This window comes from Pseudonocardia sp. NPDC046786 (genome assembly GCF_040645415.1).
Taxonomy (GTDB): domain Bacteria; phylum Actinomycetota; class Actinomycetes; order Mycobacteriales; family Pseudonocardiaceae; genus Pseudonocardia; species Pseudonocardia kongjuensis.
Genome location: NZ_JBEYYF010000013.1, coordinates 1 through 14451 on the forward strand (window position 1 = coordinate 1; position 14451 = coordinate 14451).

The following is a 14451-nucleotide window of genomic DNA, read 5'->3' on the forward strand; positions in this document are numbered from 1 at the left end:
TCGCCGATCTTCCCGTTCGCCCCCGGCCTGTTCGGCATCGGCGCGAACCTCGCGGTGCGCGCCGCAGCCGCCCGCTCGGTCGGCGGCTTCGACGAAGCGATGGGCCCCGGCACCCCCACCCACGGCGGCGAGGACTGCGAGTTCCTGGTCCGGATGATCCTGGCCGGGCACGTCCTGGGCTACGCGCCCGGCGCCTACCTGTGGCACCACCACCGCCCCGACCAGGACGCGCTGCGCGCCCAGCTGGAGGGCTACGCCGTCGGGCTGGGCAGCTTCCTGGCCAAGGTCGCGCTGTCCCCGCAGGGCCGCGCCGTCGCGCTGCGCCGGCTGCCCGCCGCGCTGGTCCGGCTGCGGCACATCTCGGCCCGCGAGGCCGGCGCGGGCGACGCCATCCCGACCGACGCCGACCAGACCCGCACCCGCGGCCTGCTCACCGGACCCCGCGCCTACCTGCGGTCCCGGCGCGCGGTGCGCCGGGCCGGCGGTGCGGTGCCGCCGCTGATCGGGCGGGCGCCGTCGGTCGTCGTCGCGGGGCAGCCGGCCGCCGAGCAGCCGCCCGTCATCCCGGCCTGAGCCCGGCCCGGTCCGGCTCGGTCCGGCTCGGTCCGCCCGGCCTCAGTCCGGCTCGGGGCCCAGCAGCGCCGGGTTCGTGGCGACCGCGCTCAGCCGGGCGTACGGATCGGCCACCAGCCGCCGGGTGCCGAGGTCCAGCACGCCCATCGTGCACTCCGCCTCGGCGGCGAGCTGGTCCACCGGTGTCCCGGCGCCGTCGGCGACCCGCCGGATCCGGTGACTCATCGTGAACGGCTTCCGCCGGGTGAACGCGATCCCCGAGTCGATGTCGACGGTCTCACCGGCGCGCAGCTCGGCGCGGAAGTGAACAGTCGTCGACAACAGGACGACGGTCAGCCCGTGGCCCGCCAGTGCGTGCTCGGACAACCCGCTCGCGCGGAAGTGCTCCATCCGGGCGTGCTCGGCGTACTGGTGGTAGACGGCATGGTTGACGTGCCCGTTCACGTCCATCTCGTAGCTCCGTACCCCGATCCGGACAGCGAACCGGGCGGCCTGCTCTGCGCTCATGGACGCCACCCTGGCATCCCGACCGGCAGCCCGTGGAACGTCACTCACCCGGGCGCGCGGAACGTTTGTGCGACCCCCGACCGCGGCCGTAGGGTGAAGGGCCGTCCTGACTAGGGTGGGACCTGAAAAGCACCAACGGCACGTCAAGCAACGGCGGCCGGTTGTCACTCACGGTGAGGCCCCGCGGAGCGCGGGTGGCCCGCCGACGGCGACGACTGTCGAGGGAGCACGAGGCACATGAGCAGTGAGACGCCCACCGGGGTGGGGGACGAGCACGGCCCCGACGTCGGCGAGGTCGTCCGCTTCGAGGTGGTCGAGCACGCGGGCGGCGCCGTCGTCGTCCACGTGCACGGCGAGATCGACACGATGACCGCACCCGTACTCACCGAGCGGCTGACCGATCAGATCGCGGCCACGGGCCTGCTCGTCGTGGACCTGTCCCAGGTGACGTTCCTGGGATCGGCCGGGCTGGCCGCGCTCGTCGAGGCCAAGGAGAAGGCCGAGGGCGCCGACAGCAGGCTGCGGCTGGTGTGCGGTTCGCACGCCGTGACCCGCGCGCTGGAAGCGACCAGCCTGCTGTCCCTGTTCGACGTCGCCGACGGGGTCCCGGAGGCGCTCCGGACGGCGTGACCCGGGCCCGCACCATGAGCCTGCGCACCGACCCGGCGCCACCCGGCGTGCTCGGCCGGACGGCCGACGACGTCCGGGCCGGCCGCCGGACCGCGGCCGGGATCGCCGACGCACTGCTCGGCGCGCTCGGCCGGGCCGATCCCGTTCCCGCACTGCTCACCGTCGACGCCGAGCCGCTGCGGGCGGCGGCCACCGCCGTGGACCGCCGCGCCGACCGGTTCGCGCTGCCGCTCGCCGGCGTCGCGGCCGCGGTGGAGGAGGGCATCTCGATCGCCGGGCGCGGCGACGAGCCGGTCCGCCTGCTGCGCGCCGCGGGCGCGCTGATCGCCGGCCGGGCGCGCACCGCGGCGTTCGCGATCGGCCCGGACGGCTCCCCCGGCGGCCGGGCGACGGCGGCCGCCGTCGCCGACGGCACCGTGCCGCTCGGGATCGGGATCGACGGCGACGGCGCACTGCGGGCCGCCGCGGCCGCCCACGGCCTGGCCGCGCTCAAGCCCGGCCGGCGGGTGCTCCCGCTGCCACCCGGCGAGGAACGCCGCTGGTCCGGCCTGGCCGAGACCACGCTGGTCGCCGCAGGCCCGGCCGATCTGCGCATCGTGCTGGACGCGCTCGCCACCGCCCGCGACGGCCACGGCCCGGCTCCCGACCCGGGCCCGCCGGTCGGCTCGCTCGCCTGCTCGCTGCGCACCGGGCGGACCCGGTTCGCCGATCCGGCGGCCGCGGCCGGGGTGCACGGGGCGATCCGGCTGCTCGACGCCGCCGGGATCGGCCTGGTCGCCGCCGACCCGCCGTACCGGGTCGTGCTGCCGGTGCACGGCGCCCGGCGCAGGCAGGCCGGGCTGGCCCGCCGGGTCGAGGACCTGCAGCTCGATCCGGCGCAGCTGCCGCGGGCGGCCCGCAGCGCGCTGCGCCGGGGCCGCCGGGTGCGCCGGCTCGGCGGGCTGCGACCGGCCACCCCCGCGTCCTGGCGGCAGCGCATGATCGGCTGGCTGGACGCGTCCGGCGCCGAGGCCGCCCTGCTGCCCGCGACCGCCGGACCGGCCGGCGCCGGATCGACCGGGCTGGCCGTGTGGAACCTCGCCGGGCTGCCCTCGCTGGTCACCCCGGTGCACCCCGGCGCAGGCCGGGCCTGCGTGCAGCTGGTCGGGCGGCCGGGATCGGAGCGGCGGCTGCTGGCGACCGCGGCGCTGCTCGGGCCCGGCTGAACGCCGCTACCCGGCCGTGGGCGGCTCCCAGCGGCCGGTGGCCAGGAACGACTCCATGGCCGAGGTGTACGGGGCGAGATCCAGCCCCTGGGCGGCGACCCAGTCGTCGTCGAAGTAGCTGTGCCGGTACCGCTCGCCGCCGTCGCAGATCAGTGTGACGACGCTGCCCCGCCGCCCGGCGCGCACCATCTCGGCCACCAGCTGGTAGACGCCCCACAGGTTGGTGCCGGTGGAGCCGCCCACCCAGCGGCCGGTGAGCTCGCGCAGGTGCCGGGCGGCGGCGATGCTGGCGGCGTCCGGCACCGGGAACATCCGGTCGATCACCGACGGCACGAAGCTGGGTTCCATCCGCGGCCGCCCGATCCCCTCGATCCGGGACGGCAGGCCGGTCGCGTGATCCGGGGCGCCGAGCGCCCAGCCGTTCAGGAACGCCGAGTTCTCCGGATCGACGACGGCCAGCCGGGTCGGCAGCCGTCGGTACCGCAGGTAGCGGCCGATCGTCGCCGACGTCCCGCCGGTGCCGGCACCGACGACGATCCACTCCGGCACCGGATGCGGTTCCTCGGCGAGCTGGCCGAGCATCGCCTCGGCGATGTTGTTGTTGCCGCGCCAGTCGGTGGCCCGCTCGGCGTAGGTGAACTGGTCCAGGTAGTGCCCGCCGGACTCGGCCGCCAGCCGCTCCGCCTCGGCGTAGACCTGCACACCGTGCTCCACGAAGTGGCAGCGGCCGCCCTCGCGCTCGATCAGCGCGACCTTCTCCGGACTGGTGGAGCGCGGCATCACCGCCACGAACGGGAGCCCGAGCAGCCGCGCGAAGTACGCCTCGGACACCGCAGTGGAACCGGAGCTGGCCTCGACCACCGTGGTCCCCTCGGTGATCCAGCCGGACGCGAGCCCGTAGAGGAACAGCGACCGCGCCAGCCGGTGCTTGAGGCTGCCGGTGGGGTGCACCGACTCGTCTTTCAGGTAGACGTGCACGCCCCAGTCGGCGGGCAGCTCCAGCACGTGCAGGTGGGTGTCGGCGGACCGGTTCGCGTCGGCCTGGACCCGGCGCATCGCCTCGTCCACCCAGGCGCGGGTACGGGCACAGGATCGGTCGACGGGCTGCACCGGGCCGAGCCTAGGCGACCCCGGCCGGCCGCCGGGATCGTCGTCCGGACCGGCGGCCGGCGTCCGGAATCGCCGGTCGGCCTGCCGGACAGCGTCACCCGCCGTCGGCCGCCGGACCGGCTCCGTCCGCCGAACGGGGGCTGCACGGCAACGGTCCGGACACCGAGACTGACGCACCGTGAGGACAGCGTGAGCAGGATGCGCGGCGAGCGGCGCCCGGGCGGCACGGCGGACCGGTGGAGCGAGTTCCTCGGGCGCAGGCACTCCGGGGCCGCATCGGAAGGGAACGGCGGCAGCGTGGACGGTAGGGACGGCGGCACGGCCGGCGTGAGCGGCACGACCGGCCGGGACGGCCGCAACGGCACCGCCGGCCCGGACGGTCTGGACAGCCTCGAGGGCAGCGCCGGTCCGGGCGGTAGCGCCGGTGCGGCCGGGACCCCGGCGGCCGGGCGCGGTATGGGCGGCGGCCCGGATACCGAGGCGGACGACGTGCGCGACGACGAGCGGACCCGGTCCACCACGGGCGGCGGGACCGGCGCGCTGCCGCGCGGTGACGACGCTGCGCTGACCCGCGGTGGCGACGGCGCCGACAGCGCCGGCCCCGTTCCCGCGCCGGACGAGCTGCGGGTCCGGCTGGCCGCCACCGAGCGCGCGCTGGCCGAGGCCGAGATCGCCCGCGCCGAGGCCGAGCAGCGGGCCGAGGCGCTCGCGGCGGAGCTGGAACGGGTCCGCGCCGCGCCACCGGAGACGTTCGGGATGCGCGCCGACAAGGTGCTCCGGATGGCCCAGCACGAGGCGGACCAGCGCCGCCGGGAAGCCGGGGACGAGGCCGAGGCACTGCGCGAGCAGGTCCGCGCCGAGACCGAGGCGCTCCGCGAGCAGGCGCGCGCCGAGGCCGCACGGATCACCGCGGAGGCCCGTGCCGAGGCGGTGCGGATCACCGGCGACGCCCGGGCCGAGGTCGAGCGGGCCCGCGCCGCGGGGGCGACCGCGCGCCGGGACAGCGAGCTCGTCGCCGACACGGCGGCGTCGATGCACGCCCACGTCAACGGGCTGCGCAGCAGCGTGCGCGCCGAGCTGGCCCGGGTGCACGCCCTGCTCGGGGCGGAGATCGGCAAGCTCGACGGGCCGCCGCCGCTGGACCGCCCGCGGGAGGCCGCGCCGCGGCCCGCGGGTGCGCAGCCCGCGGACACCGGCCCGGTCCCGGTCGTGCCGGGCACCGCGTCCCCGCGGCCCCGCCCGGCGCCCGCGCACGCCCTGCGCGATCCGGCGTCGGCGACCGGCCCGGCCGGGGGCACCGGGCCGGACACCGGGGAGCTGCCCGTGGTCTCGCTGCCCGCGCAGCGGGCACCGGGGAGCGGACCGGAGCAGCCGGAGGGGCCCGACGGCGGCACCGGCGACCCGGCCGAGGGCACCGGGGACCGCGACCCCGCAGGCGGATCCGCCGGCCCCGGCGCGGCCGACGCGTCCGCCAACCGGGTGCCCGCCGGGGCGGGCCAGGCCGACGCGTCCGGCCACCGGGCGCCCAGCGGGGCGGACCACGTTGACGCGTCGGGCGAGCGGGTGCCCGCCGGGGCGCTGCCCGCGGACGAGCCGGGAGGCGTCCGACCGGAGGTCCGGGTACCGGATCCGGAGGACTGAACGGCCGGGGCGCCGGGGCCGCCGCACGCACCGGCGGCGACCCCGGCGGCGCCCGGTTCGGCTGGGCCGATCGTTGCTCGCGGCAGCCCCGAACGGCGCAGTCCCCCCGAGTGGCGCGCCCGCACCCGGGTGCCTACCGTCGTGCCAATGACCGACCCCCGCCGCCCAGGCCCCGGTGACACCGACGGCGCACCCGGTGGGACGACCCGGACCGACGCGCCGCCGCAGGCCGACGGCCCCGAGGACGTCGATCCCGCGGACGGCCTGGAGATCGGCACCACGACCCCCGCCGAGGGGGTCGTGGTGGTCACCGTGAGCGGGGAGCTGGACATGCTGACCGCCCCGGAGCTGCGGGCGGCGGTCGCCGACCGGATCCCGTCGGTCGAGCTGGTCGTGCTGGCCCTCGACGGCGTGCGGTTCCTCGGCACCAGCGGGCTCGCCGCGTTGATCGAGCTGCGCGAGCAGGCCCACCGGACCGGGGTCGAGCTGCGGATCGCGTGCACCGAACGACGGGTGCTGCGGCCGATCGGGATCGCCGGGCTGCATCACCTGTTCGACATCCACGACGACGTGCCCGCGGCACTGAACTCCTGAGGAGTGTGACGTAGGTCATATTTTATCGTCGTCAGGCAACCGGCGGCCGTGCCCGTGTCCGGTGACCGGGCCGTGAGCAGGGCCGATGGTCCCGAACCGGATGGCACCACCGCGACCGGAAGGTCGGCAACACCCCCTCGTGAAGCCGACCCCCGGGTCGGGCACGTTTGCCGCGGGGCGCCGTAGGGAACCGGGTGGCAACAGCAGCCGCCCCCCGGGTGCCGAACGACGAGGTGAGCACGTGAGCGACATTTCCCGGCTTCCCGGTCCGATGGACGACGAGTGGCAGTGGCAGCGCCTCGGAGCGTGTCGCGGGATGGACAGCGCGGTCTTCTTCCATCCCGACGGAGAGCGCAACCCGTCGCGGTCACGGCGGACCGAGCAGGCCAAGCAGGTCTGCCGCAGCTGCCCGGTGATCCAGGAGTGCCGCCGGTTCGCGCTGGCGAGCCGGGAGCCGTTCGGTGTCTGGGGCGGCCTGGGCGAGTCCGAGCGGCGCGCGGTCCTCGAGCGCCGGGACAGCGCCCGTACCGCGGACGTGCCGGGCCTGGTCGCCGCCGCGGGCTGAGCGGGTACCGCGAGCCCGCGCGCACCGTCCTGCTCTCGCGGACCGCATACGTCCCACGGCCGGAGCCTGCGCACCGTTCCGGGCCCTCGCGCCCGGCAGCCGCCCGGCAATCAGTCCCCGGGCACCGCGGGGGCCGCGCGGGCGTCGTCCTGCGCCGGCCCGGCCCAGCCCAGCGGCCGGTAGGGCAGCACCGGCAGCCCGTACACCCGTGCCACCCGGCGGACGGCCCGCCGGACCACCTCGATCTCCGGATCGGCCACCGCACCGGTGGCGGCCGGGGCCACGCAGAACGTGTCCTCGTCGGGATCGAAGCCGACCAGCTCGGACAGCGCGGCGACGAGATCCTCCTCGTCACCGTCCTGCAGGGTCCAGCGCAGCCCGAGCCGGTGCAGCCGCACCTTCCCGGAGGGCACCCGGGTGACCGGCATCGTGATCGGCTCCGGCTCGGCAGACTCGCCGTCGCCCGGGTAGTCCTCGGCGTCGGCCGGCTCGACCAGCCGCTGCCCGCCGGCCGGGTCGGTCCGCACCACCAGCAGGTCGGTCTCCCCCGCGCTGCCCGACAGCTCGGCCAGGGTGCCGCCGGCCCGGGCGGACTCGGCCTCGGTGAGCGCCACGGCCACCAGCCTGCGCGGCCGGACCACGTCCTGCCCCACGACGATCACGCGCCTTCCGGATCCGCCAGCTGCTCCCTCGCCGGACACTAGACCGCGGACGGGGCGCTGCGGCGCACCGGGCACACCCCCGTCCGGACGAGTGGATGCGCGCGCGCCGCGAGCGGATGGCCGACGATCGCGACCCTCCCGCACCGCACTGCGTCATACGGCCGCAAAGTGACCGCGGACGGCCACCGGTAGCGATCGGCGGCCGGACGGTCGAACGGTCTCACACGTCCGGCGGGCGGTGGACAGCGCTCCGTGACCGCCGGTCGGCCGTCCGGGTCAGCCGCAGCCGTCGAGCCGGATCGCCAGCAGCGCGATGTCGTCGTCGAGCCGGTCGGGACGGCAGGTCTCCAGCACCCGCTCCACCACGGCCTCCGGCGTGGCGTCCCGGCCGAGCTCGGCGACCGTCCGCTCCAGCAGATCGGCCCGGTGGTCGGCGTCCTCGCCGACGACGTCGGTCAGGCCGTCGGTGTAGAAGACCAGCAGCGAGCCGGCGGCACAGGTGAGCGTCGCCTCGTCCCGGCTCCGCCCGGAGGCGTGGCCGAACTCGGGCACCGCGCCCAGCATCGGTGAGTGGTGCGCGTCCAGCCGGACGAGCTCCCCGCCCGGCTCGACCAGCAGCGGCGCCGGATGCCCGGCGTTGGCGTAGGTGAGCTCCCGGGAGCCGTCCGGGCCCGCCGGGCCCAGCCGGGCGTACACCGCGGTGGCCATCGCGGCGATGTCCAGGCCTTGCACGAGCTGGTCGCACCGGTCCAGCACCGAGCCCGGCCGGTCACCGCCCCAGGCGTAGGAGCGCAGCACACCGCGCAGCTGACCCATCGCCGCCGCGGCGGCCAGATCGTGCCCGACGACGTCGCCGACGGCGGCGCCCACCGAGCCGTCCGGCAGCGGCAGCACGTCGTACCAGTCACCGCCGACCTGGTTGCCGTCCGCGCCGACCACGTACCGCGCCGCGACGTGCAGGCCGGGCACCTCCGGCAGCGCCGGCAGCAGGCTGTGCTGCAGGGTCGCGGCGGCGGCCCGCTCCACCTCGTAGAGCCGGGCGTTGTCCAGCGCCAGCCCGGCCCGGCCGGCCAGGTCGGAGGCCAGGTGCAGGTCGCGGTGGGTGTAGCGGCGGCCGTACGGGAACTGGGTGTGGAAGGTGACCAGCCCCAGCACCCGTCCGCGGCCGAGCATCGGCACGACCATCGCGCTGCGCAGCCGCAGCCGCTCGTACTCCTCGGCTGCCACCGGGTCGTCCGGGTGGGCGTCGCCGCCGTGCTCGGGCAGCTCGCCGATCAGGTAGGGCCGGCCGGCCCGGACCGCTGCCGCGGCCGGCTCCTCGAGCAACGACGTGCCCAGCGGCCCGGAGCGCACCAGCAGGCCCTCGTCGGCGACGTCCCGGGCGGCCACGCCGAGCCGGCGGCGGGTGTCGCCGTCCGGCGCGTCGAGCAGGTCCACCGTGCACAGGTCGGCCACCTCGGGCACCGCGATCCGGGCGAACCGGGAACAGACGTCGCCGACGTCGAACGCCGAGGTCATCTGGGTGGTGGCCTCGGCGAGCAGGCGGAGCTGGGCGCGGGCCTCCTCGGCCTCGGCGAGCGCGGCCCGGCGTTCCTGCTCGACGATCACCCGCTCGGTGACGTCGCTCTGCACCCCGACGAAGTTGACCAGCCTGCCCTCGCCGTCCAGCACCGGCGACACCGAGATCTGGTTCCAGAACGCCGTACCGTCGCGGCGGTAGTTCAGCAGCACCTCGGTGATCGGGCGCCGCTCGCGCAGCGCGCGGGAGATCCGGGCCACCGCGGCGCGGTCGGTGTTCGGCCCCTGCAGGAACCGGCAGTTGCGGCCGACGACCTCGTCCAGCGGGTACCCGGTCAGCCGCTCGAACGACGGGTTGACCCAGGCGAGCGGATCGTCCTCGCGCTGCGGATCGGAGATGGTGAACGACATCTCGGTGGCGAGCACGGCGCGGTCCCGCAGGAACTCCATCCGGTCCCGGTCGAGGTCTCCCGGCCCGGCCAGCGGGAGCAGCACGACCAGCGCCCGGCTGCGCGCGCCGTCGTAGGTGTCGGTGGCCCCGGTCGCCGGATCGGCCAGCGCGAACCCGGTCATCCAGACCAGGCTGGTCGCGGCGGTCGCACCGTCGCCGCCGTCCACCGGGGCACCGTCGCGGTCGGGCACGGCACCCGGGCCGTGCAGCGCGACCGGCTCCCCCGGCACCTGCTCGCCCGCCGCGATCCGGTCCAGCGGGGAGGCCCCGGCCGGATGCGGACGCCCGTCCGGGTCGGTCAGCCGCACCGCATCGGCCCACTCCCGGACGCCGACCGGCAGCGCCAGCTCGTTCCCGGGCAGCTCCAGGGCGGTGGTGTTGGCATAGACGACCCGCCGCGCACCGATGTCGATCATCAGCACGGCGACCCTGGTGTCCCCGCGGACGTGCGGCATCGGCGGCGTCGCGGACCGGTCGCCGAGGAGCCCGGTCGACAGCGCGACGGCCTGGTCGACAGCGCGGTCGACGGCCTTCTCGGGCGGCGGGCCGGCGGCGACCGGGCCGGGGTCGGGGTACCGGTTCACCCCGCCGAGCCTAGAGCCAGGCGCCCGGCACGGCCTGCCGGGACCGGCCGGTATCGTCGCCGGAGCCGCCCCCCTCGGGGGCGGTCGTGACCGTGTCCGCAAGGCCCCGTCGAGAACACGGCGGGGGCGCCCCGACGAGTCGATGCCGCACCGCGACCCGACTGGAGGTGATCCCCCTGCCCGGATCGATCTCGGCGCAGCCGTCCAGGGACGACGGCGAGCCGGCAGGCAGTCCCGGATGCGTCCCCGGCGGCCTCGAGCTGTCGTTCTCCGCGCCCCGCAGCGGCCTCACCGTGCTGAGCGTGGCCGGTGAGATCGACACGCTCACCGCACCGCATCTCGGTGCCGCGCTCGACGACCTCCTCGACCGCGGCGACCGGCAGATCGCGATCGATCTGGAAGGGGTCACCTTCCTCGCCTCCAGCGGCCTCGGCGCGCTCATCCACACCGCCCGGCAGGCCGCCCGCGACGACCGCAGGCTGTTCGTGGTGGCGACCAGCCGGGCGGTGCTCCGCCCGCTCGAGGTCACCGGCTCCGCGCAGCTGTTCACCGTCGTCCCGGACCGGTCCGGCATCCCCGGGCCGTGACCGCCCTCCCCCGCCCTGCACGCGGCGCCGCGGCGCGCCATCATGCACCCCGTCCACGGACACCGAGCCGACGGACACCGAGCCGACGCACAGCGAGCCGATGCACAGCGAGCCGATGCACAGCGAGCCGATGAAAGGACGTCCCAGCGTGGCCCAGGAGGACTCCCCGAGCGTTACCGCCGACCAGGGCACCGCGCCGACGGTCGAGATCCGGACGGCCGCCCGGCCTGCGCTGATCCCGACGGTGCGCGCCGTCGCATCCGACCTCGCGGCCCGCGCCGACTTCGATCTCGACGCCATCTCCGATCTCCGCATGGCGGTCGACGAGGCGTGCGCGACCCTGGTCGGGCTCGCCGCGCCCGGCTCCTCCCTGCGGTGCACCTTCGACGTGCACGGCGAGCGGATCGACGTCTCCGCACAGGTCGTCACCGGCGGCGCCACCGAGCTCCCCACCGACAGCTTCGGCTGGCGGGTGCTGCAGACACTCGCCGACCAGGTCGCGATCGAGACCGGTGAGGAGGACGGGGGCCGCAGGGCCCTCACCATCCGGTTGCACAAACTCGCCGGGCCCGGGCTGTGACGGCGGACCCCGAGTACGCGCACCTCACCCCGCTCCTCGAGCAGTACGCGAGCCTGGACGCCGACGACCCGCGCCGCGAGCGCCTGCGGGACCGGCTGGTCACCGGCTACCTGCCGGTCGCCCAGCACATCGCGCGCCGGTTCAACCACCGCGGCGAGCCGCTCGACGACCTGGTCCAGGTCGCGACCGTCGGCCTGATCAACGCGATCGACCGGTTCGATCCCGGCAAGGGCGGCGAGTTCTTCTCGTTCGCCGTGCCCACCATCTCCGGCGAGGTGCGCAGGCACTTCCGCGACCAGAGCTGGTCGATGCGGGTGCCGCGGCGGCTCAAGGACATGCACGTCTCGATCAACGGGGCGGTCTCCGAGCTGTCCCAGCGGCTCGGCCGCGCCCCGCGACCGTCCGAGCTGGCCGAGCACCTCGATCTGCCGGTCAGCGAGGTCCTGCAGGGCCTGGAGGCCGCCGAGGCGTACCGCAGCTCCTCGCTCGACGAGATGCTGTCCTCCGAGGACGGCAGCGCCACAGTCGGCGAGCTGGTCGGCGACGCCGACGCCGAGCTCGACCGGGTGGACTACCGGGAGTCGCTGCGCCCGCTGCTCGCCGAGCTGGCGCCGCGCGAACGCACCATCGTGATGCTGCGGTTCTTCGGGAACCGGACCCAGACCCAGATCGCGGACGAGGTCGGCATCTCCCAGATGCACGTCTCCCGGCTGCTGTCGCAGACCCTCACCCGCCTGCGCAACCGGCTCGATCCGGACGACCGGACACTGTGAGCGCCGGGGAGCTGCTGTGGGCGGCGCTGCTGTCATCGACCCTGCTGTGACGAATGCCCCCGCACGAACCGTGCCCGGGGAGGCGAGGATCATCCGGAACGGCCGGCAGTGGTGCCGGCACCGATCGTGAGGGGGCACGGTGAGTGGACCGGAGCACGTACTGGTCGTCGGAGCGGGCCTGGCCGGGCTGCGCACCGTGGAGGGCCTGCGCCGGACCGGGTTCGACGGCCGGATCAGCCTGGTCGGTGCCGAGGAGCACCTGCCCTACGACCGGCCGCCACTGTCCAAGCAGTACCTGGCCGGTGAGTGGGACCGGGCGCGGATCGACCTGATCGCCGCCGAGGGACTCGCCGAGCTGGGCGTGCGGACCCACCTGGGGCGCGCCGCGGTCGCGCTGCGTCCCGGCGAGATCGAGCTCGACGACGGCAGCACCCTGCACGCCGACGCCATCGTGCTCGCCGTCGGTGTCGCACCGCGCACCCTCGACGGCCAGCCGCCGTCCGCGCACGTGCTGCGCAGCGTCGAGGAGTCCGACGCGCTGCGCGACGCGCTCACCCGGGCGTCGTCGTTGCTGGTCGTCGGCGCCGGGTTCATCGGCGCCGAGGTGGCGAGCACCGCGCTGGACCGCGGGCTGGCGGTGACCGTGCTGGAGACCGGCCCGGTGCCGATGGCCAGGGTGCTCGGGGCCGAGGTGGGTGCGCTCGCCGCCCGGCTCGTCTCCGAGGCGGGCGCCGACCTGCGCTGCGGGGTGACGGTGACGTCGCTGACCGACACCGGTGCGACCCTGTCCGACGGTTCCGTGCTGACCGCCGACGAGATCGTCGTCGGGATCGGTGGCCGGCTCGCCCTGGGCTGGCTGGAGCCGACCGGGCTGGACCTCACCGGCGGCATCCCGTGCGACGAGCACGGCCGGGTCGATGGGCTGCCGGGCGTCTGGGCGGTCGGCGACGCCGCCGCCTGGACCGATCCCCGGTTCGGTGGCCGCGCCCGGCACGAGCACTGGACGTCGGCCGCCGACCAGGCCGCGGTGGTCGCCCGGGACATCACCGGGGCCGAGCCCCCGCCGCCGACCGTTCCCTACTTCTGGTCCGACCAGTTCGGGCTGAAGATCCAGCTGATCGGGCGGCCGGACCTCGCCGACGCGCTGCTGCCGCTGCACGGCGACGGCCTCGACGGCGGCGGCGTCAAGGGCACCACGGTCGGCTACCTGCGCGGGGACGAGCTGGTCGCCGTCGTCGGGTTCGGGGCGGCCCGGCGGATCGCCCGCTACCGCAAGCCGCTCGCCGCAGGTGCGGACCGGGCGGCCACCCTGGAGTTCCGGGACACCCTCACCTGAGCCGGACGGGCCCGCTCACCGCAGGATCGACCGGATCACCACCAGCCCGACCAGCGTGCCCACCGCGATCAGCGTGTACTTGATCTTCGGGTCGGCCAGCTTCTCGGCGATCCGCTCCCGGCCCCCCTCGATCAGGTTCTTCGGGTTCGCCCGGTCCGCCAGCGCGTCCAGGCTGTCGGCCAGCGCGTCCCTGGTCTTCTCGATCTCGCGCTGGATGTTCTCGGGGTCGCGGGCCACCACGTCTCCTCCGACTCGGCCGGTGCGCACAGTGCGCGCCCGGGACTCTCCTGCTGCTCGCCACCGCACCGGAGCCGGATCGTCGGGCTCGGCGCGGGCGGCGTGGCCCACACCGTAGCCACCGTGCCCGGCACCCGCTCGCGACGGGCCGCGTCGGTCCACAACCGGCACCTGGACGAACGAGTTGTGCACAGCCTGCACACTCGCCGTGGCGCCGCGGCCACCGGGTGGCAGGCTGGCGTCATGAGTACCCGGCTGCAGGCGGGCGACCCCGCCCCCGACTTCACCCTCGACGACGCCGACGGCAAGCCCGTCTCGCTCTCCGACCACCGGGGCCGGAAGGTGATCGTCTACTTCTACCCGGCCGCGAGCACCCCCGGCTGCACGAAGGAGGCCTGCGACTTCCGGGACAACCTCGCCGACCTCGACGGCGCCGGGATCGACGTCATCGGCATCTCCCCCGACATGCCGGCGAAGCTCGCGAAGTTCCGGGACGCGGAGGGGCTGACGTTCCCGCTGCTGTCCGACCCGGACCGAGAGGTGCTCACCGCGTGGGGTGCGTTCGGCGAGAAGACCATGTACGGCAAGACGGTGACCGGCGTGATCCGCTCGACGTTCCTGGTCGGCGAGGACGGCACGATCGAGGACGCGAAGTACAACGTCCGGGCCACCGGCCACGTCGCCAAGCTCCGCAAGGACTGGAAGGTCTGACATGCCCGCGGTCCGCCGCGCGGGCGACGGCGGACGCCGCGGTGCGTGATGCCGCGCGCCCGCCGGTGGACCGACGCGCAGCTCGTCGCCGCGGTGGCGGCCTCGAGCAGGCTGAGCGAGGTGTGCCGACTGCTCGGCATCCGGCCGGGCCGCTGCGACTGGCTGCGGGCGCACATCGTGCGGGTCG

16 protein-coding genes are annotated in these 14451 nt (G+C 76.0%); 11 read left to right on the forward strand and 5 right to left on the reverse strand.

Features of this window, described 5'->3' with window-relative positions:
- On the forward strand, nt 1-573 hold a 573-nt coding region (locus ABZ881_RS17215; protein ID WP_358485570.1), incomplete at its 5' end, for a glycosyltransferase family 2 protein.
- A gap of 42 nt (nt 574-615) precedes the next feature.
- Here the strand turns inward: ABZ881_RS17215 and ABZ881_RS17220 are convergent.
- The gene (locus ABZ881_RS17220) at nt 616-1080 is read right to left on the reverse strand and encodes an acyl-CoA thioesterase (RefSeq protein ID WP_358485571.1); all 465 of its coding nucleotides are present in this window, start codon (nt 1078-1080) and stop codon (nt 616-618) included.
- Between the two features lie 237 nt (nt 1081-1317).
- On the opposite strand from ABZ881_RS17220, the gene ABZ881_RS17225 reads away from it, so the two are divergent.
- The gene (locus ABZ881_RS17225; protein ID WP_358485573.1) at nt 1318-1710 is read left to right on the forward strand and encodes an STAS domain-containing protein; all 393 of its coding nucleotides are present in this window, start codon (nt 1318-1320) and stop codon (nt 1708-1710) included.
- Nucleotides 1707-2915, forward strand: a complete 1209-nt coding sequence (locus ABZ881_RS17230) for a hypothetical protein (RefSeq protein ID WP_358485575.1) — start codon at nt 1707-1709, stop codon at nt 2913-2915. The genes ABZ881_RS17225 and ABZ881_RS17230 overlap by 4 nt, the downstream gene beginning before the upstream one ends.
- Before the next feature lie 6 nt (nt 2916-2921).
- On the opposite strand, the gene ABZ881_RS17235 is transcribed toward ABZ881_RS17230, so the two are convergent.
- Entirely contained in the window at nt 2922-3971 is a 1050-nt protein-coding gene (locus ABZ881_RS17235; RefSeq protein WP_358485911.1) for a PLP-dependent cysteine synthase family protein, read from the reverse strand.
- A 381-nt stretch (nt 3972-4352) separates the two neighbouring features.
- Here ABZ881_RS17235 and ABZ881_RS17240 point away from each other — a divergent pair, with 381 nt between their 5' ends.
- From ABZ881_RS17240 to ABZ881_RS17250, 3 genes are all read left to right on the forward strand, one after another.
- Complete coding sequence (locus tag ABZ881_RS17240) at nt 4353-5666, forward strand: hypothetical protein (RefSeq protein ID WP_358485578.1); 1314 nt, start codon at nt 4353-4355, stop codon at nt 5664-5666.
- Between the two features lie 147 nt (nt 5667-5813).
- Entirely contained in the window at nt 5814-6260 is a 447-nt protein-coding gene (locus ABZ881_RS17245; protein WP_358485580.1) for an STAS domain-containing protein, read from the forward strand.
- Nucleotides 6261-6501: 241 nt separating this feature from the next.
- Complete coding sequence (locus ABZ881_RS17250; RefSeq protein WP_358485582.1) at nt 6502-6825, forward strand: WhiB family transcriptional regulator; 324 nt, start codon at nt 6502-6504, stop codon at nt 6823-6825.
- Between the two features lie 110 nt (nt 6826-6935).
- Here the strand turns inward: ABZ881_RS17250 and ABZ881_RS17255 are convergent, their stop codons facing one another.
- Nucleotides 6936-7487 (reverse strand): hypothetical protein, encoded by a 552-nt coding sequence (locus ABZ881_RS17255; protein ID WP_358485585.1) that lies wholly within the window; start codon nt 7485-7487, stop codon nt 6936-6938.
- A gap of 276 nt (nt 7488-7763) precedes the next feature.
- Nucleotides 7764-10040 (reverse strand): SpoIIE family protein phosphatase, encoded by a 2277-nt coding sequence (locus ABZ881_RS17260; protein WP_358485587.1) that lies wholly within the window; start codon nt 10038-10040, stop codon nt 7764-7766.
- 167 nt (nt 10041-10207) lie between these two features.
- On the opposite strand from ABZ881_RS17260, the gene ABZ881_RS17265 reads away from it, so the two are divergent.
- The 4 genes from ABZ881_RS17265 (at nt 10208) to ABZ881_RS17280 (ending at nt 13316) form a co-directional block, all read left to right on the forward strand.
- A complete protein-coding gene (locus ABZ881_RS17265) occupies nt 10208-10627 on the forward strand; it encodes an STAS domain-containing protein (RefSeq protein ID WP_344022775.1) in 420 nt (139 codons plus the stop codon).
- A 148-nt stretch (nt 10628-10775) separates the two neighbouring features.
- Nucleotides 10776-11207 carry an ATP-binding protein gene (locus ABZ881_RS17270; RefSeq protein WP_358485589.1) on the forward strand — a complete coding sequence of 144 codons (432 nt, stop codon included), beginning with the start codon at nt 10776-10778 and terminating at the stop codon, nt 11205-11207.
- Nucleotides 11204-11980, forward strand: a complete 777-nt coding sequence (locus tag ABZ881_RS17275) for a SigB/SigF/SigG family RNA polymerase sigma factor (protein WP_358485591.1) — start codon at nt 11204-11206, stop codon at nt 11978-11980. The genes ABZ881_RS17270 and ABZ881_RS17275 overlap by 4 nt, the downstream gene beginning before the upstream one ends.
- A 139-nt stretch (nt 11981-12119) precedes the next feature.
- Nucleotides 12120-13316, forward strand: coding sequence for an FAD-dependent oxidoreductase (locus ABZ881_RS17280; protein WP_358485593.1), 1197 nt, complete (start codon nt 12120-12122; stop codon nt 13314-13316).
- A gap of 15 nt (nt 13317-13331) precedes the next feature.
- Here ABZ881_RS17280 and ABZ881_RS17285 read toward each other — a convergent pair whose 3' ends face one another.
- Nucleotides 13332-13553, reverse strand: a complete 222-nt coding sequence (locus ABZ881_RS17285) for a DUF3618 domain-containing protein (protein WP_358485596.1) — start codon at nt 13551-13553, stop codon at nt 13332-13334.
- 243 nt (nt 13554-13796) lie between these two features.
- Between ABZ881_RS17285 and bcp the strand changes: the two genes are divergently transcribed.
- Nucleotides 13797-14264, forward strand: coding sequence for a thioredoxin-dependent thiol peroxidase (bcp, locus tag ABZ881_RS17290; protein WP_358485598.1), 468 nt, complete (start codon nt 13797-13799; stop codon nt 14262-14264).
- The last annotated feature ends 187 nt before the right edge of the window (nt 14265-14451 follow it).

Excerpts from the sequence above, each read along its gene's own strand:
- ABZ881_RS17220 (WP_358485571.1), bottom strand. The coding sequence starts at position 1,080 with ATGAGCGCAGAGCAGGCCGCCCGGTTCGCTGTCCGGATCGGGGTACGG.
- ABZ881_RS17225 (WP_358485573.1), top strand. The coding sequence starts at position 1,318 with ATGAGCAGTGAGACGCCCACCGGGGTGGGGGACGAGCACGGCCCCGAC.
- ABZ881_RS17235 (WP_358485911.1), bottom strand. The coding sequence starts at position 3,971 with ATGCGCCGGGTCCAGGCCGACGCGAACCGGTCCGCCGACACCCACCTG.
- ABZ881_RS17245 (WP_358485580.1), top strand. The coding sequence starts at position 5,814 with ATGACCGACCCCCGCCGCCCAGGCCCCGGTGACACCGACGGCGCACCC.
- bcp (WP_358485598.1), top strand. The coding sequence starts at position 13,797 with ATGAGTACCCGGCTGCAGGCGGGCGACCCCGCCCCCGACTTCACCCTC.